Origin of the sequence: Prevotella communis, assembly GCF_022024115.1 — a bacterium.
GTDB classification, from domain to species: Bacteria; Bacteroidota; Bacteroidia; order Bacteroidales; family Bacteroidaceae; genus Prevotella; species Prevotella communis.
In genome coordinates this window covers 553,540-578,152 of the sequence record NZ_CP091792.1, presented here as the reverse complement: position 1 = coordinate 578,152, position 24,613 = coordinate 553,540, and the positions used below count along the sequence as shown (strand labels likewise).

Genomic DNA, 24,613 nt, shown 5'->3' with positions numbered 1-24,613 from the left:
TATACACATAGCATTCACATGCTAACAAGCGCAAAGATACAAGAAAAAAACTTAAGGCATCTAAAAAGTACCGACATCTTTCGTGAAACATACAGAATTTTACGTGAAATTACAGAATTTGGCACATTTTCGCTTAATTTAAGGAAAAAGAACACTCTATAATCCTGAAAGCACGTCTATATTTTCACGTAAAGCAGCCTTTGAAACAGGGAGCGTAACAGCATTGCCAGCATCGTCGAGGAGAACAATGGCTGCCTTTACGGTGCTGATGCGCTGAAGTTTATTGATATTGATAATGTATTTGCGACTGAGGCGCAACATAAACGAGGTATCATCGTCCATCTCTTGCAAGAGGGTCTCGATCTTAGACAGTCCATAAGGCACCATGCAATGATAGCCGCTGGCGTAGTAAACGTGAGCGTAATGATCATCTGCAAGAAAATAGAGTACGTTGTTTAGGTCGATGAAGAATATTTCTTCGTGTCCTTTCAGAACTAACCTTGGTTGAAGAAGAGGTGCCATACCTTATTTATATATATTATACAACATTGGTGGCCACAAAGATACAAACTATTTTCGATTCTGCAAACTATTTAAGTTTTTTTTGCCTATACCATGAGGGTTACTGTTTCTGTACCGTAGGGTAGCTGGCAGTAAGATAGACGAAGAAGAACCGGGTATAGGCGTTATCCTTATACCATGCCGTGAGTTCATTATTCAGTCTTTCTACCAGGTTCACCAACAGGGACTCGTCAAAGGATGCGATATCTGCAGACTGATAGCAGCCAACCATTTTACCATTGTTAGTGCCTACCAACTGAGTGGTAACGGTCTCACCCGTATAATAGGAGGCATAGACCGTACCCGTATTGGTGCCGATAAGTGCACCACCGGTGGTGATGACATCATCTACCACCTTACAACCACCGATAACGCCTTCATTGGAATCGACCAGGGCTCCACCACCTGTGATACTACCAATAGATGTGATATAAAGCTGTTCGACAAGAGCAGCCGGGCCCAGTTTTGCAAACAGAGGGTTACCATTGAGACGGTTGATATAACGGTCGCCACCAAGGAAGGTGCCATTGAAAGCATGGTCGGCATCGCCGATGCTAATCCACTCGACGGCCTTGAGAGTGGCAGTAGAGTCTTCTGCACTCGTCTTGGCCGTACTCGACTGCATGGTGATGTCGGCATCCAGGCGGATAAACTTATCTTTGAAATCCACACCAGCCTTTACTTCCTTGGCAAACGACAGGAGTTGCGAGGCCGACGTGATGCGGTAAGGCGTCAGTCGACTATCACCATTATTACCATAGATATCCATAAGCGCCCCACCTTTTTGATAAAGCCATGTGGCATCGTCAACGGTAGCGTTTGCATCGGTATGGATGGTCACAGTGCTATTGATATCCATGAAGGTGGACTTCTTGCGCAGAGCACCCAGGTCGGGCGTAGCCACGAAGTTCCAGTCACTATACTCGACATCCATGAACATCTGCTCATTCTGGTGGTTCAACGTGATGTTCAACGTGGTGCATACGCCAGAGTTGAAGTGAACCGTATCGCCAAATTCGCCCATATAGGTCTTTCTGACTGATTGAGTGGGATCCATCGCATCAGGATATTCCACCTCGAACGAGAATTTCAACGGCTGCTTGTTGGCATTGATTTCATGGAATGCAGCATTCTGCGGCGTTGTCAGACCATAGAAGGTAAAGGTCTTGCTCTGAGCCTTTCCCTCGCCTTCTGGCTTGGGGCACCAGAGGGTAATATCCTTGGTGGACTGCTGATCGGCATTGAAATCAAGGGCTGTGACATCATCCTTACTGTTGGCACCCCAGGTGTATTTGCAAGGCTGGTTGTGGAGCACAAAATGACTCACCTTGACCAGCGTATCCACGGCACTGGCACTGGCGGCAAAGTCCTTGATATTCACCACCACACGCACATTGCTCAAGGCATGCGTAAAATAAACCGTGGTGGTCAGTCCGCCATTATCGGCCTTGGTGGTGTCGCTGAAAAGAATCAGCGGGTCTTCCAGCTTTATATCATCATTGCTATTGTAAACGATAGCAGATTTACCTGAGCCCAGTTCACCGGCATAAGTATCGCTACCCGTACCATTGGACTGCGTCGCCCACTGATAGCCTTCGGGCAGGTTATAGGCAATGAAGGTGTGATTATTATTGCCATCGGACCAGTATATTTTTTCAGGATCACTGGCAGTACCGTTAGGTGTGCGCTCCCAGTTGGTACCATTATAGAGATAGTGGATATTACTATAGGTGAAAGCCGCCAACGGACTATGGGTACGCTTAATCGTAGTGAACACTATCTTGTCTTCGTTGACGAACTGCGTACGTCCCACGCTGACTTTCAAGGGGGCAACGGTAGCGGCACGAGAGATAGAGACATCCTCGCCGGCGATAGCAACCTGTATGCCTTTCAACTCCACGGCATCGCCAGTAGAGAATACATCCTCATCACTGCTGCAGGCAGCAAGAAGGGCCACCATAGCCAGGAACAGTATCTTATATGATTTCATCATAGCTTCATCGTTACTTTATAGAGTTTACCTGCCTCGAAGGTGGTCTGGGTGAGCTGCATGCTGTAGCGCTTCTCACCATCACGCAACCAGAAGGTGGCTTTGCCTGAAAGCGTGCAGGGAGGCACAATCAACCGGTAGGTCTTGCTGCCTGCGTTATAAGCTGTATAGATGCCGTTTTGCTGGATGTTGCCGATAGGCGTGGTATAAGCCTTGGCCTGATTATCATCGACAACGGCCACACCAATCACGGTGCCGTTCTCGGCCTGGGTACAGCTGTGCTTATTCTTATAGCCATAATTACTAGAGTTCACCTTACTCCTGGCTGCATAGTAGTCGCCCACGATAACCTCTGCCTGGTCGATATCGGGCATGCCCTCGAGGGTAAGCACGGCATTGTCAGTGATACCAAGATTAGTACTGTCATTAATAGTGATGAGCAGCGCCGCCATCACGTGCTTGAAACTCAGGTGCACATTGTATGAACCCGTCTGCTGGATGGTCTGTGCCCACATCAGGTCACAGGCCTTATAATCGGCGGCCTTGGTCTGGTTAGCGTGGAACACATTACTGTATTGCTCTACACGCGTACCATTGCCGGCAATAAAAATCTGCTCTTCGCTCCAGGTCTGCGCCGTATAGACATAAGGCGTCTGCTGGGCTTCATAGCGATCATAGATATTGGGCGATGCCGAAGGACTGTAGTCGCCATTGATATCGTAGCCATCTTTGGCCACGATATTGATCCACTGACTGGTATTCCACTTCAGCAACCAGAAAGCATCGAAACTATTACCATAGGTGGTCTCGCCAAACTCTGTACGCGACGAGAAGGGACAGATAATCTTCAACTTCACCTTGTCACCATTCTCGAAGGCATTGCCAGCGAAGTTGGTACGGGTTATATCCTCGCCCTCGAAGTTATTGATAGTAGTAGAGAACGACAGGATACCCGATGCCTGCTGCGCTTGCGGAGCCTCATCAGCAGTGCAGGCGGCCAGCAGTATGGCTAATCCCAGGATAAATATCTTGTTTATCTTCATAGAGTTGCGTGATTTAGTTGTTTTGCGTCAGCGGATTCCAGTTGCTCTCCACGGTAGGGACACCCGACTGCAGCGTGGGATAGAGATGCGTGTAGCCCACCGTTGACGCCTGATAATGCATCTGACAGGGATACTTGGCACCGACGGTAGAGCTGTTGTACTTCCAAATGGCATAGTTCATAGCCTTCCAGGGAGCCAATCCGTACATCTCGGCCTTCATATTATTTGGCAACGAGTAGTAATCAGCATCGTCACCAATGAGATAGTCGTTCTTGGCTTTCAGAATGTGCGACTTACTGCCACGGACATACTGCTGATAGGGATAACTGTCGGCAACGCTGCCCACGGCATTAGACTTAGGCGACTTCTCTATATCGTAGTAGTTGCACATAAACGAACCCCACGTCACATTATTCTTCGACTGCGGCGCAAAGAAACTGGTGGTTCCGGCATAAGCGCCCAACAGTGCGCCCGTATTCTCAGGAATACCGGCGGCAGCCTGCATACAGCCCAGCATGGTGAGATTATCGGCCTTGCCCACCAACGCGCCACCAGCATTGCCCACATGGATGCATCCAACCACATAACTGGCCCCAGTCAGACTGTTGGCGATGGCGCACTCACTACTGTTGCACAGCAGTGAGATACCTGCGATATAACAGCCCCAGCCCGACTTGCCGCTGGCCACGGCGGTGTTGAGCAGACTGACGTCGTGGGTACTCTCTATACGCAGGTTGGTGATGGCACCGTCTTTCACGTGGTCGAAGAGATACTTCTTCGTCATATTCAGGTTATAGAGCGTATGACCACCACCTTTAAAGTTGCCCCTGAAGGGTTTGGTGTTGTCCTCGCCGATGCTGGGCAGTTCCCAGTCGTAGAGGTCGAGGTCTTCTGTCAGTCTCACCTCATAGCGGTTACCGAAGTCGGTATCATAGAAATCCATGGGACCAGTGACATAGTCCTCGATAACATGTGCCTTCTGGGTGGAGACGGTGGGATAGAAATGGGGATAGAACACATAACCCATTGCCTCTGCCTCTTCCATCGTGATTTGTCTGGGGTTACCGTTCTCGTCGGTCTCGCCCTCCAGAATCCACCAATAGGTCTCGAAGCCATCCGTATCTTTGATGGTGTCGTTCTTCTCGTCAAGACGTACCTTGCCACGCTTCAGTCCACTCATTCTCTTGGCGGCAGTGCCGTTGACAAGATGGATAAACGTGCGGAACTCCCTTTGGTTCTTAATACTGAACGAGGGCAGAAAGTCGCCACCCTTAAGAGCGGTCTTTGCAGCTTTGCGATAAGCATTGGTCCACCAGGTGAAGTCGAGGTCGTTCTGTGTCTTTGCCTCGCTCTGCCCAGTCAGTGTCCCAAGGTCCTGCTCCGTCCAGGAGAAATTGTCGACTGGCGTGATGGTCAGTTTGTCGTAGTGATAGCCAACGTTGAACAGATAGCTATAGCCGGCCTTCAGCGTCAGGCCATTGGGAAATGCGGCCTTATCACCATTCTTGATATCACTCAGGGCGAAGATGTGATAGTTGCTCTCGCTGCCCGTAGAGCCATCGGTGTTGTGTCTGTCGCCATTGTTCACGTCGTAGAGCCACACCTTGAAGCGGGTGCAGGCAGGCAGCACCAACTCGTGACCCTTCCCCTCACGACTCATATCAAAGGGGATAGACATCATATAGAGGCGGCCGTCGTTATGATTGAACACTGGGCGTTGTACGTCCTTACGGATGGAGACAGAATCCAGGGCGCCAATCCGCACGATACCGGTAGTATCTTTCTCGAAGTCCTTGAAGCTGGTGGTCCCGTCATAGCGTGCCTTGGTCATGGCCGTCAGAAGGAAGGTCTTGTCATCAACACCAGCAGGCATACACATCTTGTTATAGACAGCCAGCACAGAATCGAGTTCCTTCTGGGCCTGCCCCTCGCTTTTGTTGCTCTCTGCCTCATCATGCGCTTTGGTGTCGGCATTGTCCTGGCGACGATAGTCCTCCAGGTCAGTACAGATGGTGGCACTGCCAAACTCATTGCCAGCCTTGCAGGTCAAGCCTATACGGCAGGTGATATGGCGCATGGTGAGGGGGATGCTCTTGGTAGGACCAGACACGGTGACCCAGTCGGACACGGTATAGTCGGGATAGTAACTGCCCTTGCTATCGGCATTCAGCACACCAGCCAGGTTACTGCGTCCCCAGGCACGGAAACGCACGACACGACCATTCTCCCATGTCAGCGAGTCGCCAGAGTCCTGATTGGACAAGTTTCCTTTTGAATCCGACTTCAACTTGCCGGCCATAGGTACCCAGTCGTCGTTGAGCGACACGGAGGTGCCAGCAGCATAGTCCATCTTCAGATAATAGGTACGGAAGATGGTGGTATCCTCGAACGCGGTGCTTGAACCCTTCTCAGCATACTGACGGAAGATACGCATCTGGTCGCCCTCATTGAAGGAACCGTCATGGTGATAGGTGGTACGCGTGACAAAGGGATCGGCCATGGTAGCACTGAAGTTCACGGCACGGCCCATCAGCGACTGTTGCTCGTCGTTGAACAACACATCGTCGTCGGCTGTGCAGGCCGTCATTGCCAGGGCCAGAAACAGATATATGATATGTTTGAGTTTCATCATTCTTAATATGTTGGGATGGCGGGCGTGTAATTGGTAACTGCACCTTTATTATCCGTACAGTTGTTTACATAACCGGTGATGGTGGCTTTCTCCTTAAACAGGTATGCGCCAATGACGTTGGTATTGACAATCTCTGCACGCCAGCCTAAGGTGGGTACCCATACGGCGTTCTTGGAGCCGCCCTCCAGATGGACATTCGCCTCCCATGTGGCGTTCTTGTCGCTCTCCTGGGCAGTGGTGTACTCGCCGTTCAAGCCGTCAAACAGATAAGCGCGCTTGCCTGTGATGGTAATCTTGTGGTCGAGTGCATCAAGATGGCCCGTGAAGGTAAAGTCTTTGGGGAAATGACAGGTATCTGTATTAATGGTGATATCCTTCTGCAGGATAAAATAGTCACCATGATGCGCACCGCCCTGATAGGCCTGCAGGAGCATATGAATCCATCGGGCATCGCTCACATACTGCGCAGAATCGTCTTCTAAGTCAGCATTGTAGAAATGTCCGTCTGTAACTCCTGTTTCCAGTGTGCTGTTGGTATAGGCACGCTGCCAACTGCTGCCTGCTACGGACAGGTTGTTGCCGTTCTGGTTGTTCACGCCGTAATAGTTATCAGGATAGCTGGTTTCCTTCCACAAGCGGGAACCGGCACTGTTATAGTCAATACGCTCGGGACTGACACGCAGATAGACCACCGTCTCGTCGTTGGCGTTGAGGTCGAAAGTAAAGGATTTCTCGTATTCCAGGTCGTTACTCAGCGTGAGCTCGAAATCGATATTGTTCTCACCGCTGGCTGTCTGCACAGCCTCATCGAACATCACATTGGATTTATCCTTATTCACGGTATAAGTGGGACGGACAATGAGATCATAGTAGGGACACATGCCGTAATCCAGACAGGTGTAGTTTTTGGTATCGGCAGCGGCATCCGCATAGTTGTCATCAATGGGGAAGACTAACTTGCCCGTTGCCTTTTCCTTATACAACTTCACGCTTTCCTGACCCAGATAATGCGGGATGGCCTTGCGCTCTGTTTTCCACACAGGTTTTTCGTTCTCGACATAATCAAGGGTCTGGACATTACAGAAACGCAGCATGGTGTTCTCCACGTTCTCGTTGTTATCGTTGTTCTCTGTATCAAAACCCTTCAGGGTGGCATTCATGGTCTTGTCTATCAGTACATAGGCCACCACACGCGCCAGGCGATGCTGCAGGGGGATGGTGATACGGCCTACGGTAGCAGCAATCTTCGTTGAAGGGGGTACGGCGGTATAATGACTCAGGGAGTCGTAGATATGGGGCTCGTCTTTGCCCAGGCCTGCGGGAACATAAACGCCCTCGAAGAAATGGGCACCGTTGCCCAGCCACTTAGCGTATTTCCCGTTGGCATCCTTCAGACTATATTTACCATTTTCGTCAAGCTTCAGTTGCGCCTTTTGCTTGGCGTCAGTATCCTGATAGTAGTTGATGGTCATTCCTTTCTGCAAGCCAGCCTTCAGCCAGTCGACGGTCTCGGCAGCCACGGTAGCACGGGTTACAGCAGCCGTGGTAACCATATCGTCGGTACTCACACCGCCCACATGGATGATGTCGCTGTCATCAACAGAGGAAAGCGCCTCATCCTGCGAGTTGCATGCCGTTAAGAGCATGAAGCCCAGAGCCAGTGGGATATATCTTATCATTCTCTTCATCATATTCACTTAAAAATCCTTTTCCATTGGGGTGATGGCATTGCGTTTGCCAATCAGTGACTCATCACTGTCTTTTGGTGTACCCACACCATTGCAATTGTCCTGCCACCAGTTGCCCTGACAGGTCTTTGAGGTGGCAATCACAGTACTTGCACCCACATTAGCACTGCCTAAGATAGCTCCGTGCTTTTCATCCTGTGTCAAGGTGATGAAACTGGTACAGTCGGTGATGGTCAGTTCTGACGTGTTATTTGAATTTGATTTGTTCTCTATACCACCCACGATACCACCGCAATAGATGACCGAAGCGCCAGTGCCATCAAACTTACTGCCAGAATGGATGATGCATTGGGTAACTGTAGCCTTTGATGATGTAGAGACAATACCACCAGTGAACTTACGTCCCTGCGTGACAGATGTACTCACATTGGCATAGAGATTCACCAATACCTCGCAGTTCTTGACAATGGCATTGTCGTAAGCCCAGACCACCACACCTGCGGGGTTAGAGGCTTTGATGACCGTATTGTTGAGGGTCTTCACCTTGATATTACTGATTTCGGCCCCATCACCATGTACGGCAAAGGCTAAAGGTGCGATACCATCTGTAGCTTGTGTCGCATCCTGAGTGGCTTCCAAATTGGCAATTACATCAACCGTTAAGTTGTGTATGATACCTGTGACCTCATCAAAGATCATGGCCTTGGTGGTGATGGTCTTACCATTACCATCCAGTTCGTATTTCACGTCGCCGGTGTTTTTCTGAACGGTAATATCCTTTGCCAGGCGATAACGCTTTTTGTCTTGATTGTAAATTGTTGATGTTGTTGATTCCTCCAACTCATCCTCACAATCGATGATGCCTGAGTAGGGATTCTCAAAGGCATTGGTGTTAGGACGGTTCTCACCAAAGGAATTATCATCAACCGTGGGCCAGGCGTTGTTCTCAACATTGAGGGTGGCATGATTGTTGTTTCTTTCACCCACGATATTCTTGAACTGCGTCTTGTCCTGATTCAGGGTGATGCCATACTCAAAGGTGTTGTTGTTGATGTAGCCATTAGCCATACCCACGATACCACCACCCTTTTTGCTGCCACCATCCACACGATTGGTCACGGTGCAACCATCGATAATGGCAATCTTACTTTCTGCGGAAAGGGAAGTAGCGGCAATACCACCCACGTAATCGACAGTACCATCTGACACTCTCAAGGCGGAATGACATTTCGAGATGGTGCCAGTGTTGTTGACCACCACACCTGCGGCAGTGGCATGGGCTTCTGCATCTTTTGTCGTCACGCGGACATCCTCAATAGCACCCTTGTTGGTTTCTGCTACAGCGGCATCGACGACACCACCAATCTGAATGGTACCATTCTGCAGAGTGGCAGCATCCTGAAGTGAGTTCAGGAAACGGTGGTTACTGATGATGGTCTTACCACCCAGATTCAACGTACAACAGAGGTCATAGGTGCTGGGCCAATCCTGCAAATCAATATTATTTGTTACAAGTGCCACATTACCGGGCTTGTTTTTCTCGTCGGATTCCAGGAAGGTTATGAGTTCTGTGCGGTTACTGATCTTGATAGGTTCGCCAGCATTACCATAGTCATCGCAAATGGTGTTGGTCACCTCTTCTGTCCAATCCTCGACATAGGCCGACATCAGTATCTTACGACTGTCACGACTCAGGGTGACGGTGATAACAAGACGTTTGCCAGGCTCCAGTCGATAACTGGCTTTGCTGGGATTATCCGGGTCATCAAACAGATAGTCGTTCTGAGCATAGAACGAATAATGCTGACCGGAAAGACTTATTCTGGCAATGAGGTCTGTAGAAGGATTGGCAGAGTAATCATAGGGGTACACAATCGCATCATAGCGCGTGGTGCTCACACTATCCTCTGCCCCACCGTTCTTATCTTTATCGTAATGTATCTTTTCCTCCTTAGCCAGCGGCATAATCTCTATAGGCGAACCCGCAGTGTCGTACGAGAAAATCTTAGCACTCAGGTCGTTCTCTGCCACATCATAAGCCAGGGCTTTACGAGTCACACCCTCGCCAGCTTTCAGAATGATGCTGATAAGCGAGCGCTTATGCTGCAGATAGAGCGGTATCTTCTTTAAGTCGTTATTATCGCTCACCATCTTGGATTGATTGTTCAGCGCCTTCCACTCCTTGGCAGTGTGATAATTCAGGGCATCCAGATTGTCTGTGGGGGTATTGTTATTCTCATCCCACAACTGCACATAGCCATAGCCTTCCAGACGGTCTTGCTGCAGCCAGTCTTTCTGAGTGTTCTGAACAGGTGAGAGGTCCTCCGTACCGGCAACGGCCTTAAAGGCATAGGGTACGGTGGTGCTGGACCAATATAGCGGCGTATGGCCGGTCTTTGGACTCAATGTGCCATCAGTCTTTAAGGTGTCAGGGCCATAGGTGCCCGTGCCAATGACCTTACCATCGGCATACATGTCAATAGTAAACTCATAAGCCTTATTAACAGCCTGGTACTTATTCATCTCCTCCTCATAATCCTCATGAGCGCCACGGGTGGCAGGAGCACCAGGCAGAGAAGTGGTAAACATCACTTCCTCACCCTCGGAGATGCCATCGGAGAAGAGGCTGTCGATGGTCTCATTACAACCTGTCATTCCAAGGATGAAGGTCATCATGAGCACCAGTTGTGATAGTTTATATAGATAGTTTCTCTTCATGTCTTTCTTAGTTCTGATTATCGTCCTTTATCGTACCATCAGCAGAATAGTTGGCTGTATCCATCTCCCAGGGTTTGATTTTGGCAGTGACCTCTGCTATCAGACTGCGGCGCAACTCCATATTGTAGATATACTTAGTGCCACTTTTCAGCGTCAGGTTCTTCACACCTTTATAGGTGGTCACGTGCTTGACGGCATCGGCAGCGTCGGACTCTCTCCAGGTGATACGGATACCCTGCAAGGTACCGAAGGCAATACACTCGAACGACTTGAGATAGCCGCCCACAGGTGTTGAGCGCTTGAACATGTTGAAAGAAGAACCATAAGGATTGTCTTTTATTGTGGACTGATATTTATTATCGTCAACATTGATGGGAAGGGAGGTGGCGGCAGGAAGCGTACCGTCGGACAGGATGCAATAAGGCACATAGCCCGTCTCGGCCACGCCCAGCAGTTCAACACGCTCTATCCAGGCTGAGTCAATTACAGCAGACTGGTCTAACGAGCTCTTCAGGTTGACCTGTACCTGTGCGAACTGGTGCTTAAAGAACAGTTTTACACGGTTGGCCTCGGGAGTACCACCAGAAGGACGTGCAGTCTCTAATGCCAGGATGGGGTCTGGTTGCTCCGCCATCGACGTCTTATCACCTCTTGTCAGATCGTAGGCCAGCATATACTTATCCTTATATTTATCGGTGACATCCGGATAGATTTTCAGGGAACCATTGCTAATGCTCCCATCAAGATCATTATTGTCTGTCAGCGCCAGGAAGATATGGTTCAAGCGGTTCTGCCAATAGAAACACTTGGAGTTCACATTGAAGCCATAGACATCCAGACTATCTTTGACTACCTCGGAGTATGCCTTATTCCAATAGACGGCATTACCCGTGCTGTTACTGATCTTCAGCCAGGCTGTGGTCATGTTGACATCGGCTACAGGAGCACCAAACTCAGAACCGATAGTATCGTTTACACCGGCATGGAAGAACATGGAGCAGACAAAATGGCTGTTCTTAGGCATATAGGATGCGGTGGCACGGGTAACGGTTGCCTCGGTATTACCGGCAGAGAAGAGCACAGGCATACTTCGTACCGGGTCCTGAGATTCTTCAATCTCAGTCTCAGAGCAACTGGCCACCAGCAGTGCAAAAGCAATATACAGATACTTTCTAATTGTCATTATCACTATTCGTTATCCTATCATTTCGGGCTTAGTCCCAGTCGAGCGTGGCATTACCACTTCCAATGTTCCTTTCCCAGTCCTTGACCATTACACGGAACTGAATCTCCTCCTTCTTAAGGGTAATGGTGTATTCATACAGGTTGCCACTATACCAATCCGTCACGGCCTTTTTATCTTTGTCCTCACAAGTATTAAGCAACAGGGAATAGGTGGTGCTGTCGGCAAGCGTGATAACAATCTTAGCCTTATCATTAATCTCCTGAGGCACCATGATGGCTTCCGTGATGGTATTGTCTTTATTCTTCACGACAACATCAGATTTACTATCGCCAGATTTTACCTTTCCGGTAAAGATGTTCATCGTACCATTATCAATGACTTTCGTCATGGTGACAGTAGCTCCGGTGGTTACTACCTGCGAAGCATCATCAGTTGTCTCAAGATTAACAACCACCTTACTCATCACATGCTTGAAGATCAGGGGTACAGCACCCGTACGTGGGTTGATGGCAACACCTTCTTCGTATTTGTGCTCAGTACCATTAGCCTCGGTGCCAGTGTGCCCCGCAGTGGTTCCCCATAGCAGGTCAGTGCCCTGAGCAAGGGTTGTATCTTCTACAGCCGTCAGCTTTGTTTCTTTCTTAGCCAAAGCACGGAAGTAGGAATCGTCCGAAGCTTTATCCCAATAGAGCTTTTTGTCGTATGTAAATGCGCTTCCGCTGTAGGTAGCGATGGTCTTCTTGGCCTCGGCAAAAGCCTCCTTTGTCAGAGCACTCATCTTCCACAACGTGAAGGCATCGCCATCCGTCAGACCAGCATTATCCTTGTCGATGCTCTTTACGTCGGCGGTGAAGTTAATCTCGCCTGTACCCGTAGCACTTACATCGGTCCAGTCAGCCAATGTAGCCACCACAGTGATAGTCTGCTTGTTCAGGGTGATGGTGAGTTTGTAGTTGACGCCACTCTGGCTCTTGTTTTCCTTAATGCCGTCAGTCCATGCTGTCAGGATAGCATCAGTCAAATACACCTCATAGTTATTACCATCTACATCGTTGATAGTAGCGAGGAGCTGGTCTTTCGTCATCTCCAACATAGGTACAGCTACGGCCTCGTAGGCGCGAGAAGACTTCTCTGTATCTGTTGCATTAGCATACATATGTACATCGGTAGTACCTGTTGCCTCCACTGTAGAGGTCGGCGCGGTAAAGGTACCCACCTTATTCATGTCCTTCAGGGTTACCGTCGCGTTATTTAAATCGTCTGCCTCAAAACCCTCGTCCGCAACAACCACAATAGTGAACTTGCTCATGGCGTGGGTGTAAGGGATGGACAAACCTTCACGGTTCTCTTTTGCATGCACGTATGTTACAGGATTCTGGGCAGGAGACCAAAGCAGGTCGTTCTTTTTCATATCGCCATCAGTGGTCTGGTCGGCTGCTGTTGTCCAACCAAGAACGCCAGTAGCATTAACAAGTGCAGTTGTAGGCTCGCCGCCATTATAGCAGTAGCCGTAGAATGACTGCAAGGCATGATTAGCGGTACGAAGATAATGGCCATCACTATTATTATCGCTGAAATCGTCCCAATAGAGCTTCTCCGTAGGTTCACCATCTATGATAGTCACAAGTTTCTTGTAAGGATCAACCTCCAGATAGTTCTTGTCTGTACTTAAATCCGTACTATAGATATGACGTACATAGCACAGCAACTTATCACCAGTGTCAAAGGAGCCACCGACAGCACGCGTTACAGAACGGCTACCCGACAGACTCGTCTCGAACGTCAAGGGCAGACGGCTCTGCTCCTGCGAGAAGTCATCGTCGCTGGAACAACCTGCAAACGTCAGGATTGATAGTGCGAGTATGATATATTTATTAATTGTCATTACTTAACTGTTTGTTTAGAACCATACCTCTTGGCTGCCTTCTACTGTTGTCCAGTCGGTGAGTGAAGCCGTTGCAGAGATTTCTGTCTTGGTAATCATCAAATCATATACGTAATGGGTACCAGACTTCCATGCATCGGTTAGTGCTGCAGAAGCGGTAGAGCCCTTCTCCTTCACTTTAATTGATGCTACTTCTGCATAATACACATCCTTCTTGGTCTTTGTTGAGTCGCTATACACAGTAATCTTAAACTTCAACTTGCCTTTGCTATTCTCAAATAACTGCGGCACGATGATGCCATGATAGTGCTTGCTGTCTATACTATGAAGCGTTTCTTCGTCTGCATACGTAGTAACCACTGCAGAGCGGTCACTTAGCAGGATATGTCCTTTGGTACCAACATTCACCAATTCCACCTCGGCATTGGTCAGGTCTACATAGTTGTCAGAGCCTTCAGCGCTTGACTTCAGTGTTACCTCTACCTGACTCATCATATAGCGGAAGTTCAGGTTGATAGGTGCCTTGCGGGCGCAGATGCCCTCTTGGTCCATATAGACATTGGCATGGTCGGGGTTTCCGCATGGTGTGTTCTCGGCCATCTCAGGCAGACCCATCACGAAATTGCTGGGGAATGTCGTTGCATCGTAGGCACCATTGGCCACCTCCACATACTGGTGTTGGTCGGTGGCATCCTCTTTGACCACAGTGTTTGTGGGATAGATACCACGGAAATGCAGGTGCTGGTAGTGGTGAACCCAATACAGCGTATGAGCGAACACCACTTCGCCGGCTGTGTTCACCGTCGGTGTTGCCACATTGGTATAGTCCTTGGCAATGTCGTGGTCGTTCAGCCAAAGGTCGAAACCGTTGAAACCAGCGGGAAGCTCATCATGACTGTCGCTGCCCACCTTGGTGGTCATGTTGATTTCAGGATGAACCTCTTCTGAATCGACATCCACCCACTTCGTTACCGAAGCGGTCAGGATGATGCCGGTTTTCTTGACGGTCACATTGATGATATAGTTATAGCCTGGGAGTGTCTTGAAATCGGTATGTCCACCAATGGTCTTGATGGCATTGTGTATCTCTTTCGCTCTGATATAGTAGATGTTGTCGTCGGCATTTACGATAGCAATCACGGCATCATCATCTGCTCCCAACTGAGTGCCGGGATAGACCACGGCCTGCTTAATCACGGTGATGTTAGCATCTGTGATGCTGGTGGTTCCTGCAACGAGGGTAGCCTTTGTGCCGTCGCTTGTGGCCTGGGCGCTGGCAATGCTTACCGTACCTTTAGTCAGCGCATAGTCGTTGGCTGCATCGCTGATGCCAGCCAGCGTGTTGGCATTGGTCAACGTCACCGTGGGGTCCTTCTCGAACTTATAACTAGTCTTACCTACGGTTCCCTTGGTAAAGCCGTCGGCAGCTGTCAGGTTGAAAGTGAGCTTGCTCAGTGGATGCTGAAAGATCATCTTCTTAGCCTCGTCGTCGTTGCGCTTCGCAAATTGATAGGCAGTGAGGTTGTTAGACACGATGATGTCGCCACTGAGCACATCCTCGCCATCGGTGACAACATCCCAAGGCAGGCTCTCCCACTGGCTGTCGTCAGCAATCGTGGGGGCAGTTGCCTTACCATCAACGGCAACGCCCAGCACATTCAGGCCTTGGTCTGTGTTAGTCTTATTGTTAGGATCGCCCGATCCATAGTCGTCCCAATAGAGCATCTCGTCCTCGGTGAACGACAAAGCGTTGACGGCCGAGCCGCTCTCTGCAGCGATAGTCTTGCAGGTGGTCTTCTGGCTGATGGCCTCAGGTGTCTTTCCTGTCCATCGGCCGTCAACCTTCAGTCGCACCTGCGTACCAGCCTTCATGGCATAGTACGCTGACGTAGCGCCACCGGCACGAGTCAAGGCTCGCCTTGCTGGTGTAGCTTCAACGCCCACGCTGAGGTCTATGGCACCTTCGGCAGTATGGTTGAGCGATACATCCATATCCTCATTGGTACAGGCAGCGACTGCCAGCACCAACGAGGTCATGCATGCATATATAATTTTCTTTCCTGTCATTACAGAGAATTAGTCTTCCAGAGAAATATCCTTGTTATCAGCAGTTACGTTAACCCATTTTTCCACGGTGCAAGTCACATTGCTGATGCCAGCCTTGGTGAGCGTGAAGGTGTAGGTGTAGTTGTGGTTGGGGTACCAGAAAACAACCTTTTCGTCTTTAGACTGGTTCTGACTGCCTCCGTTAGTTGTTGCGTTAATATCGCTCAGCGACTTAACCACGTAGTACTGGTTGTTGTCGGGTGTCTTGATGGTAATGCCAACATAGAGGTTGTCGCCGGTAGCACGTGTCAGAGCCTGAGGAACAACGGCAAAGGTGAAGGCGCCTGTCTTATTATAGGTTGCGTCTTTATCGTCTATACCTGCTGTAGGAGCAGTGAATGTAGCGCTGGTAGTGAGGTTGCCTGTTGTAGTTACCAGACCATTACCCATCTTTACCTGACCATTAGCATAGAAATAGGTGAGCGATACTTCGCACTGGTTTCCGTTGTCTTCGAGAGCAACAGCATTTGAAGTTTTCGTCGTACGCAGCACCACATTGATATTACTCATCATGTGCAGCTCTGTCATGTTGATGGTAGAGTTGGTAGCACCGATAGCAGGGCTTAGTGTGGCTGCATAACCTTCTGTTTTGCTGTACTGAATAGGACTTGTTGTGCTGGTGAGGAAGGGAGCACCCCAGTGATAATCGTGGTCTGCCTGAGTACCAGAGGTAATAACGAAGTAGTCATCTACAGCATTATCAGTAGTTCCCTCAATTTTTGTTCCCTCGTTGACTGTACGGAAGTGATAGAATGACTTGTTGTTCTCGAAGAACCAGTCGGTAGTCCAGATGTTGCCATTCTGTGTAAGGCCAGCCTTGTCGGTATAGTTACCATTCCAGTTCTTTGCTTCACTTGCACCTGTGTTAATCTCTGCAGACTCGTCGTTCAGACGATAGAGGTCGAAATGATCAGCAGCAGTACCATCATTGTTTTTAAAGAGGCTCAGTTCGATGTGCGAGTTGTCCATATCCTTATTGGCAGCCTCCACATCAACCCATGGTTCGAGTGTTGCCGTCACGTTGATGATCTTACTTTTTCCGACAGTGATGGTAAACACATAGTTCTTGCCCTGAGCCATTTCGAGAGAAGTAACAGAGGTATTCTGTCCCTGATTCAATGCATCGAGCATCATACCCTGGGTAATAAAATACTTGTTGTCGTCAATCACAAATTCCAGCACGTTGACGTCGCTACCCTCATTGAAAGTGTAGCCAGGCAGCATCTGTGCCATCAAAGAATATGCAGCACCACTTTGTGTGGTAGTTGTAGCCATCTTGTTGATGGCACTGCTTGTTTCGTTAGCCCATGTACCTTGCTCAATATCCAGCTTACCTGCGGTAGGTACATTCAAAATCTTGATGTTGGTATCTTTTGCAAAAGAGAAAGAACTTTCGCCGTAGCCAGTACCCTTAACAAGGTTAACAGTGATGCGGCTCAGAGCGTGGTTGAACTTCAGGTTACCCTGGTCAAACTTACCAGGGCCGTCCTGCATGTTGGCGTCCTTCAGACGGAACTGCAGGCAGCCATTATTTGTTGCATCGTATGCACTGCTTGTATAATTGTATGACTTAGCGCCACCCTTTCCATTAGCACTGATGTTGTTGCTATAGGTCAGGTCCTCATTGGCAATCACGTCGGCACCACTCTGGTCTGCAGATACAGTCCAGGCAATCTCCTCAGACAGTGCACCAGTACTCCAGGTAACATTGGTACCATTGCCAGCGAGGAGGTCGGTAAGCGAGGTGCTGTTGTTCTTTAGGGTGTTGCCCTTTCCAGGAACAGCCACGGCAAACACAGACAGCTGGGCACTGCGACCATAAGCATCGTCCCAATAGCGTACGTTTTCATCGATGGGAGCCTCAATCGTTGAGAATGAAACGTCTGACTGTGTTGCATCTGCCAGAGCGTTGGCCACGGTACGTGTCTCGCGGACATCGGTAGTAGAACCGTTTTTGTTACTACGGATGTGCATGGCAATGTGGGTATTAGCAGCAAAGCCATAACGAGTCAGTGCAGCAGCGTTGTCTTCGCCTACAAACGAGATGGCTGTTTTGTTACTGGGATCGGTGGCATTGCCATCGTTCTCCAAGTCATTTGAACATGCTGCTGATACCAGAGCGGTAGCGAAAAGCAGCGGGTAGAAAAGATTTTTCATTTTCGTTTATGTTTTTTTTATTTATTATTTCTGAGTGATTTATTTTTCGAGATTTGTCTCGATATTGCCGTAGACATATGTCCAAGGAGTGAGCTCAGCACTGAAGTCGATGGTCAGCGGATAGAACTCTGATACTTTTAGGACGTATGTGTATATGTTGTTCGACTCCCAATCGAAGGAATCGATATTATTCTTGTCGTCTTTGATAGCGATATCCGTGTAGTGGATGGTCTTGGTGGCCTTGTCATACACAATATGACCATCGGCACTGGTGAAATCGCTCTTATAGTCAAGGCCATAGACATCAAACGAGATGGTCATCCTTATACCTGTCTGTGGAATCTGCAGCATACCATCTGTACATTCGCAGTAATAGGCATGCTCGCGGTCAATGGCTTTATTCAGGTCACCCTGCTTGGTGTCATCGGTTTGGAGCAATAGTCTTTCTGCTTCAGAGGTTGCCTTTGTTGTAGTAGTGAATGAGCCATGCAGCATATCGCTGCCGGCGAGGTCGGCTGTGTAGCCGTGACCCTCGGTGATGAAGTTGTCGGAAACAACTTTCACCTTTATATTATATATGTAGAAGTTGGCAGGTGTCTCCTTGCCGTAGTTGTTGTAGATGGCAAAGCGCACCTTCGACGTCAGGTGGTGGAAGGGCAGTGCTACGTATCGGTCGTACGTAGTTGTAGCGCCATTCTGCGTACGGTCCTTGCTAATTACCTTTTTATTAAGCAGGTCAACATCCTGCTCGTTTGAACCATTAGGGCACTCTACCTGTGCAGGCATATAAGGCTCTGCACCGGCAGTCAATACGCCGTTATTGCATGTCTGGTAAACATAGGTTGTGGTAGTTGGAATCTCCAACTTTGTATCTGTTAGCGTGAAGTTATCGATATCAGCAGCAACTGGACATGGACTGATAGCATAGAAGCGGTAGGGGAAAGCCGAGGCGTCCCAATAACGCTCTATCTGTGTTTTGCGGTAGCCCTCGGCAGTAGAACCCACATAGTCCCACTTAGATAGATTAGCCCAAGGGTCTGTTTTGTATTTTACCTCATACTTATCCATCACCAGAGCCTGTTTGGAAGAGCCAAAGCCCTTCCAACAGCTTACGAGGAAGCCCTGTGTCAGATAGTTTGTAGTGGAAGCGGCACGTCTTACTGGTGCACTCATCACAGCCTGACTGAACTGCATGGGCACACTGCCGTCGTCCACATCCTCTTCCTGGATAGTAGAGTCTGAAGTACAAGCGGTGAGGCTGGCGCACAACAGGAGTGCGCCAGTCCACCAACTTAGTGTTTTGTTGATTCTGTGATTAGAAATTGCTGCCATTTTCTTGGATTGTGTAATCCTCAACAGTAGCACCGTCGAATACGATAGGATAAACAGTAGGAGTTGCAGGCACATCAGGCTTGGTGATATCAATAGTAGTATCATCAGGATCGGTTGTACCTTTAGAATCCTTAGTAATCTTGAAAGTATAGGTGTACTTGGTGCTAGGCTGCCAAGCGGCGATAAACTCTGAACCGTTCTTTGCAGGTACAAATACACGTGCATTGTGAACGGTGATTTCCTCGCCGTTGTCCTCAGCAATCAGCTTATAAGAGACGTGGAAGGTGAAACCAACCTTGCTGGTTTTGGGCTGAGCTACAGGATAATAAATGGTAGAAGACTTAGCATAGTTCTGTGTGTTGCCGGTTGCTACTGCTTCAGGTATCACATTGTAGTTTGTGCTAAGCTTTGAGGTGTATGAAGTCAGTCCGTCTTCAGTTCCGGCTGGAATCACGAACTTCAGGTTGTCCTGAGTCGTTGAAGCAGTGCTGTGGTCAACGGTGGCAGTGGGATTGCCAACAGTGGTGAAGTCGATGGTTGCACCACAGGTGGTGTAATAATCAGCCTTGGCGTAGGTCGTGCCATCTGTGGTTGCAGGAGTTGCCTGAATGCCGGTGTTAGGGTCGGTCACATCGATGATCTCCACTCTGTAGCCACGAACATCTTCGTAGAAGCGCAGGTTTACTTGAGCACCGAGGTGCTTGAATTTCAACTTTACGTCCTTCAGATCAGCATTGGTGGCCTGAGCACCAGCATACATAAACTCCTGCAGTGAGGGGTCATTATAACCAGCTACCTGAGCGGTGTTGGCTACAGTAATTTTCTTTGTGCTCTCATTGAAACTAACGCCAGTGGCACGATATGGAGCGTATGCATAGAAGTTGGTGTTGGTGTAAGCCAAGTCCCAATAACGAAGATACTGGTTGGCATTGGCAGACATGTAAGCACTCTGAGATGCTTTGTAGAAACCTGCAGTACCATCATACTTGTATTCATCAGTTCCAAGATACTCGTAGAACCAAGGAGAGGTGTGGTCGGTTTCAGTACCGATGGCACTAGCCCAAGTGGTAGCATTGGTTTTGTCGTAACCCTCATTCGATCCATTAGAGTAACCTACCAGATAGTTGTCCATCACCAGTTGAGTGCTCAGGCCTGCGCCATACTTGTAAGCCCACACACCAAAATTGTAGTGGCCTGTAGATTCAAGAGAGGGCAGAGTCGTTGCCTGGTCTCCACGGGTAATGTTCTTCTTCTCCACGCTAAAGGCGATAGGAGCCTCTTTGTTCTCAGTTGAGCTGTTTACCAACTCATCGCTACTACAACCAACCATGGTCATAGCAATTGCAGCGAAAATAGTTACTTTTTTCATCATTGTATTTAATGGTTTTTTAAATTATACATAATAATTCTATGAGGTGCGTCAGATTTCAATCTCCCAGAACACCTCGTCATAATCTTCAACGGTAGGAACGAACAGGCTGCCGGTGCCCGATGGTAATGGATCGGGCGGTGTCAGTTTCGAACAGTCTATCCACACCGTCAGGATACCTCCATGCGCCTGTGCGTGACACTGGTCGGTCACATCAAACTCGTATGTCTTGACCTGTCCATCCTTCCATATCAGGTCATAATACAGATAGTTCCTAAGATTCGAACGCGAACCCGCATAAAGGGCACCCGAGCGGGTGAACGGTTCATTATCACAGAGTCCGAACGTGGTCAGTTTACCACCAATGATATCACACTTCTGCCCATTAACCTCCTGATTCTTCTTCAATCGCGTATTGAAATAAATCAGGGCTGGCTTATACCCCGTATGACCGGTATTCACATTCGTGCTACTGGCCATAGAGGAAAGGGCTGCATTACCATTGATACCCTTGATTCTTCCGTCCTCGTTGTTATAGAGGATGAACTGAACGAGGTAGATATACACCAGTGGACGCAGCTTTGTTTCTATGTGCTTGATATAGATATTCTCCACAGGGTCGAAATCGTAATCCGACAAGTCACGCGAGATAAAGATATTCTCAGGATAAGCGCTATAGAAAATCTCAGGCTGATTCAGCAAACCAATAACGCCAGAAGGATCGGCTTCGTTTGATCTGCTATGCTCCAAGATACTACGAGAGATACCTCGTGTGCCTGTCGTCGTAGCCGTGACAGAATCAAGCGTCTCATTCAACACCAACACCTGGGTTCCGTCCTTTGAGTCGATATCGCTATAAAAAAGCATATCATAATAGCCAAACTGGAAATAACGACGGAAACGGGTACTACGTATAGAGAATGCCTCGTCTGTAGTATGTTTGGCATAAGGGTCGTCTCCTTTGTAATAGCGGTGCACTTCAAAACTTGTAGGCATCGTATAGCCGATGCTACCCCAGATAGAGTCGTCCTTCAGGTCCCATCCATAATACCAGTCCGTCTGGAAATCCACATCAACATCCCAGATTACCTCCAAATCGGTCTCAACCTGAGGTATCTGCAACTCCATGTTCTGACCTGGCAGATGCAAAGGTGGTTCGATACACGAGGTTATGCCAAGCGTTACAAACAGTACTACAGCTATTATATGATATATATATGTACGCATTATCTGACTACCTCCTTTTTCTTTCTATAAATTATATCGTATGTCAGATGAATACCCGCATTGGTAGGACCAAGCCACATGAACTGATGGTTACGCTCCTTAAACTGGCTGGTACTACCATGATAATCATAATAGTAAAGACCATCAACAAATCCAGTGATTGGATTACCCCATACGTAAGGGTCGTAGCGGGTAATAAAAGTTCCTATACTGAGACTTAGCTCCAGTCGAAGACTGCCTTTCTTATTCAACCTACAGGTATGACCAATGGTAAGACCGGCACCACCACCTTCACCTTCCCAGCCTTTGGTAGCACTAAAACCAATACCGTATTTTGTGCCCTCCAAGTAAGCAGCAAGATAGGGGCCGATGAATGCTCCCCCACCCTTGAAATAACGTCGTAACTCTAACTGTACATCACGCACCTGCATAAACTTATGCTCACTCCAATGACGATGATTTGAGAATGTGAAGCCTGCATTATAGGTATAATGGCCTGTAAGTGGGTAATATTCTAATTGAATATTGCCACTGGTGGCAAGGCCGAATTGTGGCACATAAGCAAAATCATGAAGGAGATTTGTCCTGGCCGCAATCAGATGCCTACGCGCATATTTCTTTTCTACAGCAGGCGCTGACTCAGTTATAGATATGTGATCAGGAAGCGCTGGAATGGCAAGCATCTCTGTCTTTGCGGTAAAATGATAAGAGGGTATAGGCATGTGTTTCGGACTGACTGCAAACCACAGCACAACCCGGCTCTGACGCAACGTGGGGAAATAAACCTGCAACAGACGCTTCCAGGTCTTTCCCTTATTATATGCCATCAACTTCTTCTTGCACAGACGTTCATCACCATGGCAACTCTCCCAGATATATTTTACTTGTTTATATTCCGCATCACCAGCAAGCTCCATCAGTTTTACCAAATAGGCATAATCCTCCGTCACACATTTGGCATTCAAAGGACGGTCTGCAATCGGCTGATCCAAGTTACTGCTAAGGAACTCTATCAATCGCTTTGTACGCTCGCGACTCAAGCGGACATTATTCAGGTAAGGACCTTCTGGAGAGGCTGCACCCTTTACATAAACCTCACGTAATACAAGGTTGTTTTTCTTGAGCCAAGGCACAAGACTGTCATTATATAAAGGTATAAAGGGATCGTCCTGAAGCAACTCTGTTCTGTTTACACGGAAGCGGATACCACGAGCTATCACATCGAATAAGGAGTCCGTAATAACAGGGGGAGAAGTAACAATAGAATCTGACACAAAAACAAACGGATAATCTGGCAATTGCTTGTACAACAACGAGTCAGGCTTCTGGGCCAATGTTGACAATTGGCCAAGTAACACAATGGCAATTACGAGAATTACCTGAATTGGGTTAACAAATCTACGCACTGGACTTTCCTGTTTTGTATCAATCTTTTCCGATACAAAATTAGTCGTTTCTTCTATTTTTTAGGCAGAAAAGCCCGTATAATTTACAATATTTAACCCGTTAGTTTTCGTTATATCCAATAGATTCTTCAATTTTTTCGCAAAAATCGAAGAATCATAACCTAAAAACAATTATTAACACTTAAAAGCTCTATACAACTTACATATGATTAATTACAAATCTATTAAACCATAAAAACAGTATTGGCCACGGATTATCTGCAGCTCACATCCTCCCGCCATGTCACTTGGCAAGGCAATATTAGAGGTATTCTCTGGAATAACCTTAGTATATTTTACATTACCACTCTCATCCAAGAGCTGCAAAGTACAACCATCACAAGATGTATTAAAATATAGAGTATGATTCTCTAAACTCAGAGATGGCGTCTTGACAGAACTACGTTTGACAGATTTTGCAGAATCTGCCGAATCTACCTTGCGCACATGCAAGTACACATTCTCAAAAGAAAACAAATTCTGAGATTGTGAATAAGCACCAGAAGGCATCAAGAATAAATGTCCGAGGACTGCTAAGAAATATTCACCCATAGTTTTTTTATTTATGATTCGTGAGGCAAAGGTAAGGCAATTTATACATCGCTCCAAACTTTAGGGATTCTTTTAGTTCGCCAGAGTTCGTCAAAACCGAGCAAACATGCAACTAAACGATTTGATATTCAACGCATTACAAAAATAGTTCGGAAAAGTTCGCCAAGACACCAACTTTAGTATTTTACCATAAAAATAGCGCTTCTTTATGATGTTTTCCATCCTAAAGAAGCGCTACTTATTTGCTTATTCTATTACAACTCCACGAAGCCGAAGAAGCAATAGTTACCACGAAGAATCTGAAGCTCATACTCTCCGTACAGATAGAATGGTAAGGTTATGGTCGAAGTATTCTCCGGTATTTCTATTGCATATTCCACATCGCCATCCTCATTTACCAATCGCAGGATACAGCCATCACATGAGGTAGCAAAATACAACGTATGATCAAAAATGCTCAAAGAGGGAGCCTTTGCCGGGCTACGCTTAATACCAGTTGAAGGTTTCCACGGATCAATAAGTCGGACCTGTAATGACAAATTATCAAATAAAGACATTGAAGATGCTGATCTTCGAACAGTTGAGACACCAAAAGTCTCTTGAGAAAATTCAGCCTTTGCTTGTTCAGCCCATTCTTGAGCAAAACTAGTTAATGACACTAAAAGGAATAATCCCGTGATTATAAAAGATTTCTTAAACATAACTATATTATTAAAGGGTTT

General features: G+C 47.8%; 16 protein-coding genes. All 16 read right to left on the bottom strand.

Translation table 11 applies throughout. The features are described from left to right. Positions 1-156: 156 nt before the first annotated feature. The 16 genes from L6468_RS02355 to L6468_RS02280 all read right to left on the bottom strand — a co-directional run bounded on the left by L6468_RS02355 (position 157) and on the right by L6468_RS02280 (position 24,592). Entirely contained in the window at positions 157-522 is a 366-nt protein-coding gene (locus L6468_RS02355; protein ID WP_237794752.1) for a LytTR family DNA-binding domain-containing protein, read from the bottom strand. Between the two features lie 100 nt (positions 523-622). Next, a complete protein-coding gene (locus tag L6468_RS02350; RefSeq protein WP_237794749.1) occupies positions 623-2,554 on the bottom strand; it encodes a fimbrillin family protein in 1,932 nt (643 codons plus the stop codon). Next, positions 2,551-3,594 carry a fimbrillin family protein gene (locus L6468_RS02345; protein ID WP_237794746.1) on the bottom strand — a complete coding sequence of 348 codons (1,044 nt, stop codon included), beginning with the start codon at positions 3,592-3,594 and terminating at the stop codon, positions 2,551-2,553. The genes L6468_RS02350 and L6468_RS02345 overlap by 4 nt, the downstream gene beginning before the upstream one ends. Before the next feature lie 13 nt (positions 3,595-3,607). After that, on the bottom strand, positions 3,608-6,226 hold the full coding sequence (locus tag L6468_RS02340; protein WP_237794744.1) for a hypothetical protein: 2,619 nt from the start codon (positions 6,224-6,226) through the stop codon (positions 3,608-3,610). 2 nt (positions 6,227-6,228) lie between these two features. Beyond that, complete coding sequence (locus L6468_RS02335; protein WP_237794743.1) at positions 6,229-7,905, bottom strand: hypothetical protein; 1,677 nt, start codon at positions 7,903-7,905, stop codon at positions 6,229-6,231. A gap of 18 nt (positions 7,906-7,923) precedes the next feature. Continuing rightward, positions 7,924-10,632 carry a fimbrillin family protein gene (locus L6468_RS02330; protein ID WP_237794741.1) on the bottom strand — a complete coding sequence of 903 codons (2,709 nt, stop codon included), beginning with the start codon at positions 10,630-10,632 and terminating at the stop codon, positions 7,924-7,926. Positions 10,633-10,639: 7 nt separating this feature from the next. Beyond that, entirely contained in the window at positions 10,640-11,815 is a 1,176-nt protein-coding gene (locus L6468_RS02325) for a fimbrillin family protein (protein WP_237794739.1), read from the bottom strand. Positions 11,816-11,846: 31 nt separating this feature from the next. Continuing rightward, complete coding sequence (locus L6468_RS02320; protein WP_237794738.1) at positions 11,847-13,703, bottom strand: fimbrillin family protein; 1,857 nt, start codon at positions 13,701-13,703, stop codon at positions 11,847-11,849. A gap of 15 nt (positions 13,704-13,718) precedes the next feature. Then, complete coding sequence (locus L6468_RS02315) at positions 13,719-15,770, bottom strand: fimbrillin family protein (protein WP_237794736.1); 2,052 nt, start codon at positions 15,768-15,770, stop codon at positions 13,719-13,721. Positions 15,771-15,779: 9 nt separating this feature from the next. Next, positions 15,780-17,966, bottom strand: coding sequence for a fimbrillin family protein (locus tag L6468_RS02310; RefSeq protein WP_237794734.1), 2,187 nt, complete (start codon positions 17,964-17,966; stop codon positions 15,780-15,782). A 39-nt stretch (positions 17,967-18,005) separates the two neighbouring features. Next, positions 18,006-19,298: a fimbrillin family protein gene (locus L6468_RS02305; protein ID WP_237794732.1), complete on the bottom strand. Its 1,293-nt coding sequence runs from the start codon at positions 19,296-19,298 to the stop codon at positions 18,006-18,008. Next, on the bottom strand, positions 19,282-20,670 hold the full coding sequence (locus L6468_RS02300) for a fimbrillin family protein (protein WP_237794729.1): 1,389 nt from the start codon (positions 20,668-20,670) through the stop codon (positions 19,282-19,284). The genes L6468_RS02305 and L6468_RS02300 overlap by 17 nt, the downstream gene beginning before the upstream one ends. A 48-nt stretch (positions 20,671-20,718) precedes the next feature. After that, the gene (locus L6468_RS02295; RefSeq protein WP_237794727.1) at positions 20,719-21,894 is read right to left on the bottom strand and encodes a hypothetical protein; all 1,176 of its coding nucleotides are present in this window, start codon (positions 21,892-21,894) and stop codon (positions 20,719-20,721) included. Continuing rightward, the gene (locus tag L6468_RS02290; protein WP_237794725.1) at positions 21,894-23,168 is read right to left on the bottom strand and encodes a DUF3575 domain-containing protein; all 1,275 of its coding nucleotides are present in this window, start codon (positions 23,166-23,168) and stop codon (positions 21,894-21,896) included. The genes L6468_RS02295 and L6468_RS02290 overlap by 1 nt, the downstream gene beginning before the upstream one ends. Before the next feature lie 345 nt (positions 23,169-23,513). Continuing rightward, complete coding sequence (locus L6468_RS02285) at positions 23,514-23,891, bottom strand: hypothetical protein (RefSeq protein ID WP_237794723.1); 378 nt, start codon at positions 23,889-23,891, stop codon at positions 23,514-23,516. Positions 23,892-24,145: 254 nt separating this feature from the next. Further along, positions 24,146-24,592: a hypothetical protein gene (locus tag L6468_RS02280; protein WP_237794722.1), complete on the bottom strand. Its 447-nt coding sequence runs from the start codon at positions 24,590-24,592 to the stop codon at positions 24,146-24,148. Positions 24,593-24,613 lie beyond the last annotated feature (21 nt).

What these genes read in the sequence shown, in the direction of transcription:
- L6468_RS02355 (WP_237794752.1), bottom strand. Translation starts at nt 522, where the DNA reads ATGGCACCTCTTCTTCAACCAAGGTTAGTTCTGAAAGGACACGAAGAA.
- L6468_RS02350 (WP_237794749.1), bottom strand. Translation starts at nt 2,554, where the DNA reads ATGATGAAATCATATAAGATACTGTTCCTGGCTATGGTGGCCCTTCTT.
- L6468_RS02345 (WP_237794746.1), bottom strand. Translation starts at nt 3,594, where the DNA reads ATGAAGATAAACAAGATATTTATCCTGGGATTAGCCATACTGCTGGCC.
- L6468_RS02340 (WP_237794744.1), bottom strand. Translation starts at nt 6,226, where the DNA reads ATGATGAAACTCAAACATATCATATATCTGTTTCTGGCCCTGGCAATG.
- L6468_RS02335 (WP_237794743.1), bottom strand. Translation starts at nt 7,905, where the DNA reads ATGATAAGATATATCCCACTGGCTCTGGGCTTCATGCTCTTAACGGCA.
- L6468_RS02330 (WP_237794741.1), bottom strand. Translation starts at nt 10,632, where the DNA reads ATGAAGAGAAACTATCTATATAAACTATCACAACTGGTGCTCATGATG.
- L6468_RS02325 (WP_237794739.1), bottom strand. Translation starts at nt 11,815, where the DNA reads ATGACAATTAGAAAGTATCTGTATATTGCTTTTGCACTGCTGGTGGCC.
- L6468_RS02320 (WP_237794738.1), bottom strand. Translation starts at nt 13,703, where the DNA reads ATGACAATTAATAAATATATCATACTCGCACTATCAATCCTGACGTTT.
- L6468_RS02315 (WP_237794736.1), bottom strand. Translation starts at nt 15,770, where the DNA reads ATGACAGGAAAGAAAATTATATATGCATGCATGACCTCGTTGGTGCTG.
- L6468_RS02310 (WP_237794734.1), bottom strand. Translation starts at nt 17,966, where the DNA reads ATGAAAAATCTTTTCTACCCGCTGCTTTTCGCTACCGCTCTGGTATCA.
- L6468_RS02305 (WP_237794732.1), bottom strand. Translation starts at nt 19,298, where the DNA reads ATGGCAGCAATTTCTAATCACAGAATCAACAAAACACTAAGTTGGTGG.
- L6468_RS02300 (WP_237794729.1), bottom strand. Translation starts at nt 20,670, where the DNA reads ATGATGAAAAAAGTAACTATTTTCGCTGCAATTGCTATGACCATGGTT.
- L6468_RS02295 (WP_237794727.1), bottom strand. Translation starts at nt 21,894, where the DNA reads ATGCGTACATATATATATCATATAATAGCTGTAGTACTGTTTGTAACG.
- L6468_RS02285 (WP_237794723.1), bottom strand. Translation starts at nt 23,891, where the DNA reads ATGGGTGAATATTTCTTAGCAGTCCTCGGACATTTATTCTTGATGCCT.
- L6468_RS02280 (WP_237794722.1), bottom strand. Translation starts at nt 24,592, where the DNA reads ATGTTTAAGAAATCTTTTATAATCACGGGATTATTCCTTTTAGTGTCA.